Source organism: Pedococcus sp. P2_A3, assembly GCF_056405035.1.
Genome location: NZ_JBFUCW010000008.1, coordinates 86,666 through 102,559, shown reverse-complemented (window position 1 = coordinate 102,559; position 15,894 = coordinate 86,666). Strand labels below are relative to the sequence as shown.

Annotated in this window: 15 protein-coding genes; 4 read left to right on the top strand and 11 right to left on the bottom strand. The window is 73.1% G+C overall.

Features of this window, described 5'->3' with window-relative positions:
• Positions 1 to 173: 173 nt before the first annotated feature.
• On the bottom strand, positions 174 to 1,127 hold the full coding sequence (locus tag AC1DX8_RS08625) for a D-2-hydroxyacid dehydrogenase family protein (RefSeq protein ID WP_477629504.1): 954 nt from the start codon (positions 1,125 to 1,127) through the stop codon (positions 174 to 176).
• Positions 1,124 to 2,377, bottom strand: coding sequence for a glycosyltransferase 87 family protein (locus AC1DX8_RS08620; protein WP_477629503.1), 1,254 nt, complete (start codon positions 2,375 to 2,377; stop codon positions 1,124 to 1,126). Before AC1DX8_RS08620 ends, AC1DX8_RS08625 begins: the two co-directional genes overlap by 4 nt.
• Positions 2,378 to 2,418: 41 nt before the next feature.
• Between AC1DX8_RS08620 and AC1DX8_RS08615 the strand changes: the two genes are divergently transcribed.
• Complete coding sequence (locus AC1DX8_RS08615) at positions 2,419 to 4,605, top strand: hypothetical protein (RefSeq protein ID WP_477629502.1); 2,187 nt, start codon at positions 2,419 to 2,421, stop codon at positions 4,603 to 4,605.
• Here AC1DX8_RS08615 and AC1DX8_RS08610 read toward each other — a convergent pair.
• The 5 genes from AC1DX8_RS08610 to AC1DX8_RS08590 are packed head-to-tail and all read right to left on the bottom strand — an operon-like array spanning position 4,544 to position 9,128.
• A complete protein-coding gene (locus tag AC1DX8_RS08610) occupies positions 4,544 to 6,070 on the bottom strand; it encodes an MptA/MptB family glycosyltransferase (protein WP_477629501.1) in 1,527 nt (508 codons plus the stop codon). The genes AC1DX8_RS08615 and AC1DX8_RS08610 overlap by 62 nt on opposite strands.
• A 9-nt stretch (positions 6,071 to 6,079) precedes the next feature.
• Complete coding sequence (locus AC1DX8_RS08605) at positions 6,080 to 6,820, bottom strand: glycosyltransferase (RefSeq protein WP_477629500.1); 741 nt, start codon at positions 6,818 to 6,820, stop codon at positions 6,080 to 6,082.
• A 15-nt stretch (positions 6,821 to 6,835) separates the two neighbouring features.
• Positions 6,836 to 7,726: a DUF5926 family protein gene (locus AC1DX8_RS08600; RefSeq protein WP_477629499.1), complete on the bottom strand. Its 891-nt coding sequence runs from the start codon at positions 7,724 to 7,726 to the stop codon at positions 6,836 to 6,838.
• 36 nt (positions 7,727 to 7,762) lie between these two features.
• Positions 7,763 to 8,236, bottom strand: coding sequence for an ATP-binding protein (locus AC1DX8_RS08595; RefSeq protein ID WP_477629498.1), 474 nt, complete (start codon positions 8,234 to 8,236; stop codon positions 7,763 to 7,765).
• 40 nt (positions 8,237 to 8,276) lie between these two features.
• Positions 8,277 to 9,128, bottom strand: a complete 852-nt coding sequence (locus AC1DX8_RS08590) for a glycerophosphodiester phosphodiesterase family protein (protein ID WP_477629497.1) — start codon at positions 9,126 to 9,128, stop codon at positions 8,277 to 8,279.
• A gap of 118 nt (positions 9,129 to 9,246) precedes the next feature.
• Here AC1DX8_RS08590 and AC1DX8_RS08585 point away from each other — a divergent pair, with 118 nt between their 5' ends.
• Genes AC1DX8_RS08585 through AC1DX8_RS08575 form a run of 3 tightly spaced genes read left to right on the top strand, consistent with a single transcriptional unit; the run spans position 9,247 to position 10,830 of the window.
• The gene (locus AC1DX8_RS08585; protein WP_477629496.1) at positions 9,247 to 9,732 is read left to right on the top strand and encodes an RNA polymerase sigma factor; all 486 of its coding nucleotides are present in this window, start codon (positions 9,247 to 9,249) and stop codon (positions 9,730 to 9,732) included.
• A complete protein-coding gene (locus tag AC1DX8_RS08580; protein WP_477629495.1) occupies positions 9,729 to 10,319 on the top strand; it encodes a methylated-DNA--[protein]-cysteine S-methyltransferase in 591 nt (196 codons plus the stop codon). The genes AC1DX8_RS08585 and AC1DX8_RS08580 overlap by 4 nt, the downstream gene beginning before the upstream one ends.
• Before the next feature lie 19 nt (positions 10,320 to 10,338).
• Positions 10,339 to 10,830: a nucleoside deaminase gene (locus tag AC1DX8_RS08575; RefSeq protein ID WP_477629494.1), complete on the top strand. Its 492-nt coding sequence runs from the start codon at positions 10,339 to 10,341 to the stop codon at positions 10,828 to 10,830.
• A gap of 12 nt (positions 10,831 to 10,842) precedes the next feature.
• Here the strand turns inward: AC1DX8_RS08575 and AC1DX8_RS08570 are convergent, their stop codons facing one another.
• From AC1DX8_RS08570 to AC1DX8_RS08555, 4 genes are all read right to left on the bottom strand, one after another.
• A complete protein-coding gene (locus tag AC1DX8_RS08570; RefSeq protein ID WP_477629493.1) occupies positions 10,843 to 11,445 on the bottom strand; it encodes a DUF421 domain-containing protein in 603 nt (200 codons plus the stop codon).
• A 54-nt stretch (positions 11,446 to 11,499) separates the two neighbouring features.
• Entirely contained in the window at positions 11,500 to 12,534 is a 1,035-nt protein-coding gene (locus tag AC1DX8_RS08565; protein WP_477629492.1) for an aldo/keto reductase, read from the bottom strand.
• Positions 12,531 to 13,103, bottom strand: a complete 573-nt coding sequence (locus AC1DX8_RS08560; RefSeq protein ID WP_477629491.1) for a dihydrofolate reductase family protein — start codon at positions 13,101 to 13,103, stop codon at positions 12,531 to 12,533. The genes AC1DX8_RS08565 and AC1DX8_RS08560 overlap by 4 nt, the downstream gene beginning before the upstream one ends.
• 124 nt (positions 13,104 to 13,227) lie before the next feature.
• Positions 13,228 to 15,849: a glucosidase family protein gene (locus AC1DX8_RS08555; RefSeq protein WP_477629490.1), complete on the bottom strand. Its 2,622-nt coding sequence runs from the start codon at positions 15,847 to 15,849 to the stop codon at positions 13,228 to 13,230.
• Between the last annotated feature and the right edge of the window lie 45 nt (positions 15,850 to 15,894).

Genomic DNA, 15,894 nt, shown 5'->3' with positions numbered 1-15,894 from the left:
GACCCATGGACCTGCGCCATGGTCCGGCTGGGTGCGAGCCAGCGGTGGGCGCTGGGGTCCGCGGCCGGCGCTGGCTGGGTCTGGCGGGAGCGGGGAGCGCGCCCAGCGCGCGAGCCGCGGATGGATCGCGCCGGCCGCGGATTCCCCAGCGCTCGCCGCAGGCGACCACGCGCTCAGCCGGGCACGACGTTGATGGGTGCGCCGGTCGCGAAGGCCAGGACCTGGTCGACGGCGGCGTCGTAGAGCCCCGCGAGGACGTCGCGCTCGACGTAGCCGAGGTGCGGGGTGGCCGTGACGGTCGGCAGCGCCAGCAGCGGGTCGGCGGCGTCGAGCACCGGCTCGTTCTCGAACACGTCGACCGCGGCGCGGCCGGGGCGACCGGCTTCGAGGGCGGCCACGAGCGCCCCCGGGGCGACGATGCCCGCGCGGGAGGTGTTGACGAACAACGCGTCGGGCTTCATCAGGGCGAGGTCCTCGGCGGTGATGACTCCCGTGGTGTCGGCGTTGAGCGGCAGGTGCACGCTCAGCACGTCGCACTCACGGAAGAACTCCTCGCGACTGGCCGCGGCGGCATACCCGAGCTCGGTGGCGCGGCTGAGCGAGCCCGCGCGCCCCCACACCACGACCCGCATCCCGAACGCCCGCCCGACCTCGGCGACGAGTCCGCCGATCCGTCCGAGGCCATAGACCCCAAGGGTTTTCGCGTGCAGCCCGGTGCCGACGGTGGACTGCCACCGGCCCTCGCGCAGCGCCGCCACCTCGTCCGGGAGGTGTCGCTGGGCGGCGAGGATGAGCGCCCAGGTCAGCTCGGCCGTCGCGTTCGGCCCACCTGCTCCGCCGGCGCTCACCACGATGCCTCGCGACGCCAGCGCGTCGAGGGCGAGGTGGCTCGTGTTGCGACCGGTCTGGCTGACCAACCGCAGCGTCGTCAGCCGCTCGACCACCTCGCGCGGGAGTGCCGTCCGCTGCTGCAGCAGCACCACTGCGTCGAAGCCGTCCAGGCGCTCCACGAGCGCGTCTCCCCTCACGGTGTCGGTGAACGCGACCACCTCGTGCCCCGCCAGCCGCTTCGCGCACGGCAGCGCGCGGAACGCGTCGGCGTAGTCGTCGAGCACCGCGACCCTCACGCGGTGACCTCCGCCTCGTCCCGGTCGGACAACGGGGTATGCCGCGTGGGCGGCGTGGCGTGGAGCGCCCACCAGAGCAGGGCGAGGGCAAGCAGCGAACCGAAGGTGTCGGCGTTCTGCAGCACGCGCCCGATCCAGCGCGGCCACTCCGGGTGGTTGAGCCAGGTGATGCCCCACCAGGGCATGCGGCAGAGGAAGAAGGCCGTGACGACGCCGGCGGCCACCAGCCGTCGACGGTCGCGCAGCGGGTCGGCGCCGAGCACCGCGAAGATCACCACCACCATCCAGTGCAGATGGTGGATCCACGCCACCGGCGACAACAGCACCGCCATCAGGCCGACCGCGGCGACCTCGCTGATCGAGTCACCCGCCAGGTAGGCGCGTCGCGCGAGCTGGAACCCGACGAAGCCGACCACCGCGACCAGCAGCAGCCACACCGCGTCGCCGAGCACCCCGTCGGGTCCGACCCGAAGGAGGAACCCGCGGATGCTCTGGTTGGAGGTGCCGGCGTTGGGGCCCAGGCGGGTCGGGTCCTGCAAGGCGCCGCCCCAGAACGCGAACGACGCCTCCGGGAGCAGCACCCACGACCCCACCGTGACGGCGACGGCGGTGCCGACCGCGGTCAGGGCCTCCTTCCACCGACGGTTCAGGAGGTAGTGGACGACGAAGACACCCGGGGTCAGCTTGATCGACATCGCCAGCCCGACCAGCACACCGGGTGGGATGCGGCGCAGCACACCGGGCCGGGGACGGCGCAGGTCCATGAGGCAGGCCAGCACCATGAACGCGTTCACCTGACCGAACCGGATGCCGTCCGACACGGGGTGCAGCCACAGCATCGGCACCGTGAGGAGGGCCAGGGTGAGCGGCGCGAGCGGGCCGGTGCGGTGGATGAGCCGCCACCCGGCATACCAGACGATCGCGGCCGTGGCCGCGATCTGGGCGAGCGTCCACAGCCAGCCGACGGCGCCGAACGGCAACAACGCCAAGGGGACCGCGATGACGGCCGCGAACGGCGGGTACGTGAACGGGAGGAGCTGCGGCGCCTCGGTCATGGCCGAGTAGATCGGTCGTCCCGTGAGGATGGAGACCCCCGCCTCGCGGTAGACCTCGACGTCGACCTGCCACTGGTCGAGCGGCCAGAAGACGAGGTAGCGCAGCACCGGGATGGCGGCACCGGCGAGGATGATGACGACCGCGAGCGCCCACCTGACGCGGGGTGAGGTGGTGGCGAGGGGCGCGGAGGTCACGCCTCCATTCTGTCGTGCGCGGCGACCCGTAGCCTGTACGGGTGACCCGCCGCGCCCAGCACTCCCTCGTCGGCCTGTTCGCAATCCTCGTCGTGACCCTCGCGGCGGCAGTCCTGCCGGGTGGCAGTGCAGCAGCCGCGCCGACGGCCGACGCACCCAACCCGATCGTCCTGATCGGCACCGGCGGGCTCACCTGGAGCGATGTCAGCGCCAAGGACACCCCGGCGTTGTGGACCTTCCTGCGTGACGGGTCGACGGCGGCGGTCTCGGTGCGCTCGGTGTTCACCAACACCTGTCCCGTGGACGGCTGGCTGAGCCTCTCCGCCGGCAACCGCGCCGCCGCCCCGGGGCCCGGCAAGAACGGATCCCGCGCGACCACCGACCCGTGCCCGCCCGTCCCCGTCGTCGACAGCGGGGCCGTGCCCGGCTGGGACGGCTACGTCAAGGCCGCTGACGCGCTCAAGTTCGACTCGACCCTCGGCACGCTGGGCGAGCAGCTCGCCAGCCACAGCCAGTGCGTCCAGGCCGTGGGGCCGGGAGCCGGGGTCGGCGCGGCCTACCGGTCCGGAGCGGTTCCCCGGTATGCCGCGTACGACGCCTCCTCGCTCACCAGCCTGCTCACGGGGTGCCGGGTGACGCTGGTCGACGTGGGGTCGCTGCGCGATCCGGCCGACCTGCCGCCCGCCGAGGCGGGCACCACCCCGGGCAGCCGCGCGGAACAGGCCGCGGCGATCGACCGGCGCATCGGCGAGGTGCTGGCCGCCGCGCCGAGCGGGTCGGACCTCGTCGTGGCCAGCCTGTCCGACGCCGGGAGCAGCGAGCGGCTGCGGCTGGTCGCCGCCAAGGGTCCGGGCTTCGGCTCGGGCACCCTCTACTCCCCGTCGACCCGTCAGGACGGCCTGGTCCAGTCCGCCGACCTGACCGTCACGGCCCTGAGCTCGGCGGGCGTGCCGATCCCCGACTCGCTCGGCGGCACGGCACTGCGTCGGGGCGCTGAGGGCAGCAACTCCGAGGCGGCCGCGCAGGACCGGCTCCGGCAGCTGCTCGACTTCGACGAGGCCAGCCACGAGGTCCACCCGCTGGTGCCACCGTTCTTCAACGGCGTCGTCTACACGCAGATCGCGATCTACCTGCTGGCGGCCGTGGTGTGGCGGCGCGACTTCGGGTCGACCGACCTGCGCCTGCGCCTGCTGCGGATCACGCGGCGCGTCGCCGTCGTGGCCGCGACCGTGCCGGCATCGACGTTCCTCGCCAACCTCATCCCGTGGTGGCGCTTCCCCATCCCGATGGTGGCCGTCGTGCTGAGTGTCGGGCTCTTCGTGGCCATCATCTCGGCCATCGCCCTGCTGGGGCCGTGGAGCCGGCGGCTGACCGGGCCGCTCGCCGTCGTCGCGCTGACGACGCTCCTCGTGCTGGGCAGCGACGTCATGCTCGGGTCGCACCTGCAGATCTCCTCGCTGATGGGTCTGCAGCCCGTCGTGGGTGGTCGGTTCTACGGCATGGGCAACGTCACCTTCGCCCTGTTCGCGACCGCCGCCCTGCTGTTGTGCATCGCGGTGTCGAGCTACTACGTCAGGAAGGGCCGGCCCAGGGTCGCCGCGGCGGCGGCCCTCGCGATCGGGCTGGCGGCGGTCGTCGTGGACGGCTACCCCGGCTGGGGCGCCGACGGCGGCGGCCCGCCCGCCCTGCTGCCGGGTCTGGCCTACCTCGTGCTCGCGATCCTCGGGATCCGCATGACGTGGAAGCGCGGTGCGATCCTCGCTGGCGCGACGGTGGGGCTCTTCCTGCTGGTCGGGTTCCTCGACTCGTTGCGCGGCAAGGAGAACCAGTCGCACCTGGGCCGGTTCTTCCGCTCGATCTTCGACGGCGGCGCGCTCGACATCATCACGCGCAAGCTCCAGCAGAACATCGACATCCTGTTCGGCAACTACCGGCTGTCGCTGCTCGTGCCGATCGCCCTGGTGTTCGTGATCTACATCCTGGCCCGCCCGACGTCGTGGGGCTCGCGGTCGCTCCAGCGGTCCTACGAGGCGTGCCCGACCCTGCGCCCGGGGCTCATCGCCCTCCTGGTCACGCTCACGATCGGCTTTGCCATCAACGACTCCGGCGTCGCGATCCCGGCCAACGGCGCCATCATCGCCGTGCCGCTGATCATCGCCGTCAGCGTCAGGGTGCTGGAGGACGAGGCTCGGGCGTCCGCGACGACCCGCGCGTCGCGGCGAGGGTGACCCACCCCCAGACCAGCAACCCGGCATACGGGACGGGGGTGCGACGCACCCACAGCGAGACCCGCTCGACCGTCGGCGTCATGCCGACCACCCGACCCGGCACGTAGGCCACCGCCATCGCCGCGAGGCGCACCAGGAGGATCGTGTCGAGCACGCTGCCCGCCATCAGGGGCAGCGCCGCCCAGACCAGCAGGTCGTACCACGGCAGCGAGTAGGGCGCCGCGAGCGAGTAGGCGGCGCTGAGGACCAGCGCCCACCGTGCGGCCGCGCCCGTCGAGGTCTCCGGCGCGAGGCCGCGGGTCAGCCGGGCGAACAGCACGACGAGCACCACCACGACGACGACGGCCAGCCACGTGACGACGGTCCGCGCGTGACCCGACGTCAGCGGTCCGCTGACGAGCTCGTAGAGGAGCCGCCACGGGGTGGCGAGGGAGATCGACCGGCGCGCGCGGTCGAGCTGGTCGAAGACGTGGGGGCCCGCCCAGAGGTGCAGGGGCACCACCACGACGAGGGCGGCGGCCCCGAACCACGCCGCGCGACGGCCGAACCGCGCGCGCTCGTGGACCCACCACCCCACGAGGACCGCCACGCCGACCACGCCGTAGGTGATCTTGCACGAGACCGCCAGCCCCGCGACGAGACCGGCTGCGAGGGGGTTGCGGGCCGCCAGCACGAGGGCGGCCAGGCCCAGGGCCGCGGCCACAAGGTCGACGTGGGTGCCCAGCACCCCGATCCCGAACACCAGCGGGTTCAGGGTCCACAGGGTGTCGACGCGTCGCGGGGTCGCGCCCGCGCGCAGCAGGAGGAACCGGACGCCCAGCCAGGCCAGGACGACGAGGACCTGCCAGCACCAGACGGTCTCGCGCACGTTCGCCCCCCCGAGGTGCGAGGTCAGCGTCTGCAGCAACGTCGCGAAGGGGCCGTACACGCTCGCCGTGTCGGTCCACGGCGGCTCGACCGCCGAGACCACCGGATCGGCGGGCGACCAGGCGCTCGGGGGCGTGAGGTAGGGATCGCCACCGAGCGCGGAGATGCGGCCGTACGCGGCGTAGTTGGTGTGGTCGGCCGATCCGAACGGGCCGGTGAGGAGGGCCAGCACGCCGAGGGTGACGGGCCCGGCCCAGCCCCCCGGGGCGAGCCGGCGCCTCGCCCTGGCCGCCACCGCGCCGAGCATCCCGGCGCCCGACACGACCGACGGCTCACCTTTCAGGCGGAGCCAGACCGCGAGGGCGCCGAGGACGTAGGCGGCCCACAGCAGCCCCGTCACCAGGGCCGGCGAGGGCGACCACCCGAGGTCGCCCGGGGCCCAGCCACGCGGCCCGAGCCCCGGCTTGGCGGCGCTCTCCCCCGCCACCCCGACGAGGAGCAGCACCCCGAACGACAGCACCAGCAGGGGCGTCGCCACCTGGTTGCGGGCGGCGACGAGCCGGGCACCGTGCGACGTCACCGCGGCCCCCGTCGTCATGTCAGCGGGTTAGCGCAGCCCACGGCGGGCCCGACGGCGGGCCAGGGCGAAGGCGACGTCGCGGTACTGCTTGGCGCGGTGCAGCTGCCCGCGCCAGTCGGCACCGCTGACCCGGTGGTGGAGCTCGCAGGGCACCTCCTCGACGCGCAGCCCGGACATCAGCACGTCGATGGTGAGGCCGACCTCCACCCCCCACCCCCGGGCGAGGGGGCTGGCGGCGTCGAACGCGGGGCGGGAGATGCAGCGCATCCCCGACAGCGGCTGGTGCGCGACGAACCCGGTGAGGTCCTCGATCCCCTTGCGGGCCAGGCGCACCACGAACCCGTGGCCACCGCCTGCCGTCTTCTGGGGTGGCAACGTCGCGATCGTCATGTCGGCCCGACCCTCGAGGACCGGCGGCACCAGGACGCCCAGGTTGGCGGCGGTGTCCTCGAGGTCGCCGTCGACGAAGAGCAGCGGGCGCCGGTCGTCGGAGCCCCCGACCCGGCCCTCGACCCCTTCGTGGCGGGCGACGTAGCCCGCGCCGGTCGTCATCGCGGCCGCCTTGCCGCGGTTGCGGGAGTGCCGCACCACCTCCGCGCCCGCCTCGCGGGCGATCTCGGCGGTGCCGTCCGAGCTCCCGTCGTCGACGACGACGACCAGGTCCACCCCCGGTATGCCGCGCACGGCACGGACCGTCGCGGCGATCCGGTCGGCCTCGTCCTTGGCCGGGATCACCGCGGCAACGGTCGAGGCGGGAGACGGTGTCATGTCAGGGTCGTCCGGTCAGCGCAACGTCACCTGGCGGCKGAGCAGCCCGGACCGGGCCCGGCGCTCCTCCGCGGTGAGGGGCGCCTCGGCCGCCGAGGCGGCGGCATACCGGGTCATGAACTCGCCGAGTGGCGCCTCGTAGTCGTCGGCGGCCTTGGCGGGGTCGAGGTCCCAGACGGGGACCAGCAGCCCGCAGGCGCGGAAGGCCCCGAGCAGGCGGGTCTGCCCGCCGAGCCCGCTGTCGCCCGCCGCGTGGAGCCGCGCCAGCGCGTCGGTGGCGACGTCCTCGTCCTCGGGCAGCACCAGGCGGATGTGGGTGCGCTCGCCGATGCGGCACCAGTAGGCAGACGGGGTGGCGGCCAGCTTGACCGTCGGGATGACGGACTCGTTCGCGCGGTCGAGCGAGGCCTTGGCCTCGTCGTCGAGCTCGGTCGCGCCGACCCAGAAGTCGAAGCCCTCGTGGACGGTGACGTCGAACGGCGCGGAGGTGTCGAGCAGGTCCTGCAGGCGGGGGGTGTCAGCGGTGGCCGCGGGGGTGGCGGTGATGGGCGTGCCCTGCTCCGCGCCGGCGGCGGCCAGCAGCGAGGTGGCCAGGTCGCGGGAGGCGTCACCGGAGATCGACCCGGACTGCGTGCCGATCAGGACGGTGCCGTCGGCGCGGTGCAGGCCGGGCCAGGCGAGCGGCAGCACGGTCGCGATGGTGACCTCGCTCGGCGCACCCTCGGGGGCCTGGCCCGCGGCGAAGGTCACCGTGGCGGTGGCCGACGGCAGGATCTCGCGCATCGCGACCCAGTCGGTCTCGCCCGGCAGCCCCTCGAAGGGACGCGCGACGAACGGTGCGGGCTCGACGCGAGCGGTCGCGGAGCCGTGGTCTGCGCCCTTGCGACGCCGTGAAGCCTTACCCATGACACGAACCCTATTGCCTCGGCGGAGCGAGGAGCTTCAGTGGCTGCGGCGGCGGGAGGGGCCGCCGAGGGAGGCCCAGACGGTCGAGCCGCTGCGGTCCTCGCTCACGCCCCACTCGTGGGCCAGGCTGCGCACGATGCGCAGGCCACGGCCCGAGGGCGCCCAGATGGTGCGGGGCGCCGGGCGCGGGGTGCTCTCGCTGCCGCCGTCGGTCACCTCGACCTCGACGACGCCGGCCTTGACCTTCCAGTGCACGCGGAGGTTGCCGTCGGCGAGGGGCCGGGCGTGGCGGATGGAGTTGCTGACCAGCTCGGAGACGACGATCTCGGCCTCGTCGACCACGGCGGCCGACACGTCACGGGCCTCGAGGTCGTCGACCAGCGCCTTGCGGACCAGCGCCACCGACGTCGCCCGCCACGGCACGCGGACCGTGCGCGAGGAGTCCCTGAGCCGACCGCCTGACGGCGGTTCGGAGCGGGGGGAGCGTTCCCCCAGCGGTGCTGCTGCCATGCGCGTGCCCGTGTCCGATCTGTGCGAGTTCGCTCGGAGACTACCGACTGACTTCCACAGCGTCGAGGACCGCGCGGGGACGGTTGCTGATGATGGCGTCCACTCCGAGCTCCAGGCAGAGCTCGATGTCGGCCTGCTCGTCGACCGTCCAGACGTAGACCTCGTGCCCGCGCCGGTGCTGCCGGGCCACCGTCTGGGGGTACCGGCGGACGATCTTGATGTCGAGGCCGACCGTGTGGATCCCCTTGGGCAGCGACCCGTCACGGAACCGCAGCGGCACCGAGTCCTCGATGAGGTAGACCGCCGGCACGTCCGGGCACAGCTGGCGCATCCGCTGGACCGCGAGCTGGGAGAAGGACATCACCCGCACCCAGTGCTGGCCCGGGTGCCGTGGGCCGGTGAGGTCGAACTCCCCCAGCAGCCGGGCCAGCTGGCGCTCGACCAGCCCGGCGTACCGGGTGGGATGCTTGGTCTCGATCACCAGGCCGACCGGGCGTTCCGACTCCAGCACCGTGGTGAGCAGGTTGCGCAGCGTGAGCAGCCGGTTGCGGTCGCGGTCGGGCAGCTCGAGGTCGCGCGGGTGGTCGTGCTTCCACGAGCCCCAGTCGAGACCTTCGAGCTCGGCCAGCTCCAAGGTGGAGACGATGCCTTGGCCGTTGGAGGTGCGGTTGACCCGGCGGTCGTGCACGCAGACCAGGTGGGAGTCGGCGGTGAGGCGCACGTCGCACTCGAGGGCGTCGGCCCCCTCCTCGATGGCGCGCATGTAGGCGCGCAGCGTGTGCTCGGGTTCGGCGAGGCTGGACCCGCGGTGCGCGATGACGAGCGGACCATGCCGCGCGGGGTCAGGGCGAGCATGGCCGGCCGCAGGCGTGTGGACGCCGTCGTCGAGCACACGACCATGGTTCCACACGAGCGGGCGATGCACCCGGCGCCCTGCCGCGATGCGGCACGATGGCACCCGCCCGTCGGCACGCGGCCCGGGCTCACACGACCGGGAGGTGTGGCGTTCCATGAGCGTGAAGCTGCCCGCCTTCCAGACCCTGGTCGACGCCCACTGGCGCGACGTCGCCCGCCTCGCCCATGCTCTCGCCGGCCCGGTCGACGGGGACGACGTGGCCCAGCAGGCGTGGACCCAGGCGCTCGCGGCATACCCGTCGCTGCGCTCCGCCACGAACCTGCGCGGCTGGCTGCTCACGATCACGCACCGGTGCGCCATGGACGTGCACCGGGGACGGGCCCGCCGCGCGGTGCCCCACGACGACCCCGCCTCGCTCGCCGAGGGACCGGCGGCACCCGCCGCCGACGCGGAGCTCAGCGACGGTCCCTTGTGGGCGTCGGTCGCCGCCCTGCCCCCCCGGCAACGCGAGGCCGTCGTCCTCAAGTACGTGGCCGACCTCGACCACCCCACCATCGCCGCCGCCCTGGGCACCTCGCCCGCGATGAGCCGGCGCCTCGTGAGCGACGCGCTCGCGACCCTGCGCAAGGACATCTCATGACCGACCCCACCACCCGACTGGCCGCCTTCGGGCGCGACACCTCGTCCCTGCGCCCTCCGGTGCTCGCCCCGAGCGACGTCTCCTACGTCGTGGAGGACACCGCGATCGGCCGGATGCTGTTGGCCCGCACCGAGTCCGGCGCCATGGTGGCCACCTCCTTCGTGGCGACGACGGACGACGAGGACCACGTGCTGACCCGGATCAGCGAACGCGTCTCCCCTCGCGTCCTGCGACAGCCCCGCGAGCTCGACGAGGCCCGCACCGAGCTCGAGGCGTACCTCGCCGGTCGCACCCGAGGGTTCTCGTTGCGCACCGACCTCGCCCTGGCGTCCGACTTCCAGCGGTCGGTGCTCCCCCGCCTCGCGGCCACCGTCGGGTACGGCGACCGCGCGACCTACGGGGAGCTCGCGGCGCGGGTCGACCGTCCGAAGGCAGCCCGCGCGGTGGGGGCGGCGCTCGGCGCGAACCCGTTGTGCGTCGTGCTGCCTTGTCACCGCATCGTGGCGTCGAGTGGCGCGCTCACCGGCTATGCCGGGGGGCTGGCGGCCAAGCGCTACCTCCTCGACCTCGAGGCGAGCCACCGCTAGGTCGTGCGAGCATCGGGGCATGGCTCTCTCGGACGTCGACCTGACCCACCTGCGGCACTGCGTCGAGCTCGCTCGCGAAGGGCTTGACGCCGGCGACGAACCGTTCGGTTCGGTGCTCGTCGACGGCGCCGGGCAGGTGCGCTTCGCCGACCGCAACCGCGTGCAGGGCGGCGACCAGACCCGCCACCCGGAGTTCGAGGCGGCCAAGTGGGCCGCCCAGCACCTGCCGGCCGCCGAGCGGGGCACCTGCACCGTCTACACCTCCGGCGAGCACTGCGCGATGTGCTCCGCGGCCCACGCCTGGGTCGGCCTGGGCCGCATCGTGTATGCCGTGTCGACCGAGCAGCTCGTCGGGTGGCTGCGCGGGTGGGACGTGCCGCCGGGGCCGGTGAACCCGCTGCCGGTGCAGGCCGTCGCCCCCGGGCTGGCCGTGGACGGTCCCGCCCCGGATCTCGAGCAGGAGGTGCGCGAGCTGCACCGGCGACTGCACGGCATACCCGAGGGTCGGTAGCCCGGGAGCGCGTCAGCCCGGGTGGCCGCCGCCCTGCGCCTCGAGGCGCGCGGTGAGGGCGTCGACCGCGCGACGCAGGTCGCCGATCGTGGCGGTGCGCGCGTCGGGCTGGAGGTCGACCGTGACCGAGCCCCCGGGCTGGACCGCCACCCGGCGGACCTGGCTCAGCGAGTCGGCGCCCTGCGCCTGGATGGCGTTGTCCAGCTCCTCGGGCGTCATGCCGAGGCGCATCAGGGCGCGGTGGTTCGCCAGCCCGTCCGTGACCACGACGGTGGGCCTACCGTCGAGCAGCCACGACAGGCGAGGGCTGCGGAAGGTCAGGTGGTCGAGACCGGAGTTGACGAGGACGAGCACCACGGCGCCGATCAGCCCGCCGATGAGCGAGTTGTCCTCGCCGATGATGGCGTTCTGGACGACGTTGGACAGCAGCAGGACCACGACGAGGTCCTGGCTGTTCATCTGCCCCATCAGGCGCTTGCCCGCGACCCTGATGACCATGAGGATCCCCAGGTAGACCGCGACGGTGCGGATGACCTTCTCGGCGGCGGGCATCTGCAGGTGGAGGAGGTCGTCGACCATTCCCTGCGGTGCTGCGGCGACGACGTGCTCGAACATGGGTGGCTCCTCGGGCTGGGCGACGCTGTCGGCGCCACGCTAGCCCGGAGTCCGCTATTCGCGACCGGAAGAGATCCAGGCGGGGTCCGGGCTGAGGTTGCGGTCGCCCTCGGCGAGCGCCGCTGCCTGGTCGAGCCGAGCGAGGTGGTCGGGGGTCAGCCGGACGTCCAGGGCGCCGAGGTTCTCGTCGATCCGTTCGGGGCGGCGGGTGCCGGGGATCGGCACGACGGGGAGGCCGAGCCGCTCACCCTGCGCGTAGAGCCACGCGAGCGCCACCTGGGCGGGCGTGGCCCCGACCTCGGTGCCCACCTCGGTCACCACCGCGACGACGCGCTGGTTGGCGTCGAACCCGGCGTCGAACCGCGGGTGGCCCTTGAGCATCGACCCGGCCACGGCCTCCTTCGTCATCGCCCCCGTGAGGAACCCCCGACCCAGTGGCGAGTAGGGCACGAAACCCGCACCCACCTCCACGGCGGCCGACACGACCTGCGCCTCGACGTCCCGCGACCAGATGCTCCACTCGCTCTGCACGGCGCTGATCGGGTGCACCGCTGCCGCGGCACGCAGCTCGGCCGCGGTCACCTCGGAGAGCCCGAGGTGACGCACCTTGCCCGCGCTGACGAGCTCGGCCATCGCGCCGACGGTCTCCTCGATCGGCACGCTGACGTCGCGGCGGTGCAGGTAGTAGAGGTCGATGACGTCGGTGCCGAGTCGCCGCAGCGACGCCTCAGCAGCACTGCGCACGTAGGCCGCGTCGCCCCGGACCGCGGTCGCCCCGGGTCCTTCGTTGGGGACGCCGGTGATGCCGAACTTCGTGGCGAGCTGCACCTCGTCGCGCCGCTCGCGCAACAGCTGGGCCACGAGCTCCTCGTTGGTACCCGCCGGACCCTCGACGCCCTCGCGGGGCCGGCCGTAGACGTCGGCGGTGTCGATGAACGTGACCCCGGCATCCACGGCGTGGTGGAGGGTGCGCAGCCCCTCGGCGGGATCGGTCTCGCCGTAGACGTGGGTGATCGCCATGCCGCCGAACCCGAGCCGGCTGACCTCCAGGCCGTGCCCGAGGTCGACCCGCTCCCTGCCGGTGCTCATGCCTGCTCCGCCGGCGTCGCCGGGGCCGCAGGGCCGTAGCACAGGTGGACCACGCCGTTGGAGTACACGTCGCTGGCGAGCAGGGCCAGCGTGGTGGGGCCGCTGCCGTCGGTGAACAGCCGCTCCCCGGCGCCGAGGGCGATCGGGTAGACGAACAGGTGGAGCTCGTCGACGAGCCCGTCGGCCAGCAGGCCACGCACGAGCTGGCCGCTGCCCGAGATGTAGATCGTGCCGTCGGTCTCGTCCTTCAGCCGCCGGATGGCGTCGGCGTCGTACCGGCCGAGGCGCTCAGTGGGCCCCCACTCCTCGGCCGGTGCCTGCTCTCCGACCACGTACTTGGTCGTCTCGTTGAAGAACGGTGCACCCGGGTCCTGCTCCACCGTGCGGTCCCGCCAGGCGGGCGCGAACATGTCGAACGTCCTGCGCCCCAGCAGGATCGCGGTGGCGCCACCGGTCACCCCCGCGAGGGTCTCGCCCATCGCGGGGTCGAAGCCGAACTCGAAGGTCCAGGTCGGCGACTCGAAGACGCCGTCGAGGGAGATGAACTCGTGCACTGCGATGCGGCCCATGGGGTGCCCTTCCGTTGCTGTCTCGTGAAAGAGGCCAATGGGCCGATACTTCAGCCCCGAAACCCGACCCCGCGCCATACAAACGGCCAATGGGCCGAGAGTATGCCGCGGGGCCGCGCCTCGGTCAGGAGGCGGTCACCACCAGGGTGTGCGAGCCCGCCTTGGTCGGGACGGTCACCTCGAGGCCACGGTTCGTCGTGCGGCTGGTCCAGGCGGACAGCACCTGTCCGTCGAGCACGACCCGGGTCACGGTGCTGCCCCGCGGGACGGTGTGCCCGATCCAGACCTTGTCCGCGCCGACGGCCGAGTCGACCTTGACGGTCGTCGTGAAGATCGCCCCTGCGACCGAGGCCGACACGTCGACGAAGCCGCCACCCAGCCGGATGTGCTCACCCGAGGCAGACGGCTGACCGGCCGGCACCTGCGGCACCACGATCAGCTGGCCGTTGCCGAGGTCGGGCTGGAGGCCGAGCCACTGGTGCACGACCGCCCAGGCGGTGCCGTAGTTGCCCCACGCCTGCATGAACATCGAGCGGCAGGTCCAGCAGCGGTCGATGTTGGCGCCCTGGTCGGGGGAGGGGAAGATCTCCGGCATCGCGCCCGGCTGCTCGTCCGGCGTGCCGCCGGTGGCCGGCTCGGCGAACATCGGGTCGGCCAGCGCGTGGGTGTAACGCTGCTGCTGGCCGGCGCCGAGTCGACCGTAGTTGCCCTCGCCGATCGACTGGATGGACGTCGTCAGGCCGAAGATGACCTTCTCACCCTGGCCGTTCGCGCCGCCGCCGCAGCCGGTGTGGAAGAGGCCGGTCGACAACGGCGCGGTGCCGCTGTAGCACGGGTCCTCCCGGCCGGCGAGCGCCGCGTTGCCGTGGGCGAAGGGCGCGAGCCCGGGCACGGTGCGACCGTTGACCTGCAGCTCGGCCTCCATCGGGGTCTGGCCGATCCAGTGCTTCTGGAACGACTGCACGTCACCGGGGTCGGCGAGCGAGTCGGCGTACTGGGACGCCGCGGCATACCACCACGCCCCGTCGAAGCGGTCGTGGACCTGACGGGCGAGGCTGCTGGCCCACGCAAACGTGGTGCCGTCGTGCTTGGCCTTCGCCATGGCGGCCAGGTCGTAGAGCCCGCGGATGTAGTAGACGGTGTTGTCGAGCTTCTCCGTGCCCATCCCGCCGCGCTCGACGTTGCCGAGCCCCTCGGGGAAGCCGTCGTGGTCGGCATCGAGGCTGCTCGTGACGTAGCGCAGGTTGCGCACCGAGAAGTCGTACATCTCGTCGCGGAACCGGTCGTCCCCGGTCCAGCGCCACAGCAGGGCGACGGTGCTCGGGAACTTCACCGTCTCGTCGGTGTTGAAGTTGTACGTCGTGGTGCCGTCCGGGTTGGTGCTCCGGGAGTCCTGGCCGTACCAGATCGAGCCGTCGGAGATGACCTCGTGGGTCACGACGCCCGAGCGGTTGTTGAGGATGTCGGACACGTCACGCAGGGCCCGGAGGTGGTCCTCGATGGCCTCGAACTGGCCGACCGAGACCGACGCGAACGCGGTGTACTCGGCATCGGTGCCGAACAGCCAGGGGTAGTCCGGGAAGCCGGCCCCGATCCAGGTCGCCTTGGCGACGGTGCCGGCCGGGGCGGGGAACTGCTTGCCCTGGTTGGTCCAGCGGATCTGGAGGTGCGTGGCCGTCTGGGTGAGGTCGGCGATGTTCTGCTTGCCCCACTGCACCGCGTCCTGCACCAACGGGTCACCGGGCAGCGAGAGCTGGGTCATCTGCGCCAGCGCCTGGCGCGAGGCCTTCTTAGCGGCCAGCGCGGCAGCCGGGTCGGCCAGCGCCTTGGCGAGCTCGCCACGGGCCGAGGACAGCCCCTGGTCGGAGCCGGCGACCGCCAGCCAGATGGTCTTCGAGCCGCCCGCGGGCAGGTCGAGGCTGTAGGTCAGCCGGCCGCCCGTGCCCTTGCCGAAGGGTCCGTCGTCACAGGCCGAGGGCTTGGGGTCGGCCGGGGCACCGGGCTCGGTGCCGTCGCACCGGTGGCCGGGCTGCGCTCCGTAGAACTGGGGCCCGATCTCGCCGGTGGCCGGGGTCGCGGCGGTACCGACCACGGCGGCGTAGTGGTGGACGGGTGCTCCGGGGAGCGCGCCGTCGTCGGTGAACACGAGGTTCTTGCCGTCGTAGGTGCCGGTGTCAGGAAGGTTGTCGCTCGCGTTCGGGGTCACCCCGCCGAACCCCCACGGGTACTGGCCCATCAGCTCGGAGTGCGCATCCACCGAGAGCTGTGCCGTCCGGGCTGCGCCGGGGTTGGTCACGGTCAGGCCGAAGAGCGCCCCCCGGACGCCGTCGGGGACGAAGTCGGTACGGGACACCTGGAGGCCCGCGGTGTCGGGGAGGTCGTACCGGCTGTAGCCCCACCCACTGGTGAACTTCGTGGCCGGGCCGACCCACTGGTCGTCCAGACCGAACCACACGCCGTCGACCAGCTTCATGGGCGGGGTCCAGACGCCACCCATCTCCCCGGTGATGTGCCAGCCGTTCGCGTAGAAGCGGCCGTCCTCGAAGCCGATCGAGTAGGCCCGGCTCCCGGCCGAGACCTCCCGTCGGTCGGCGAGCCGCGTGCTCACCGACAGCTCGTTGCCGGTCCCTGCGACGGCGGCCGCTGGGCCCCCTCCCCCCGCGGTGGCGTTGGCGGGCAGCTGTGCCGCCATGACGGCCGTGCCGAGCAGCAGTGCCGTGGCACCGGCCACGTGAGATCGAGACATCGTCGTCCTCCGACCCAGAAGGGGGAGCGACGCCAGGTGGCGTCG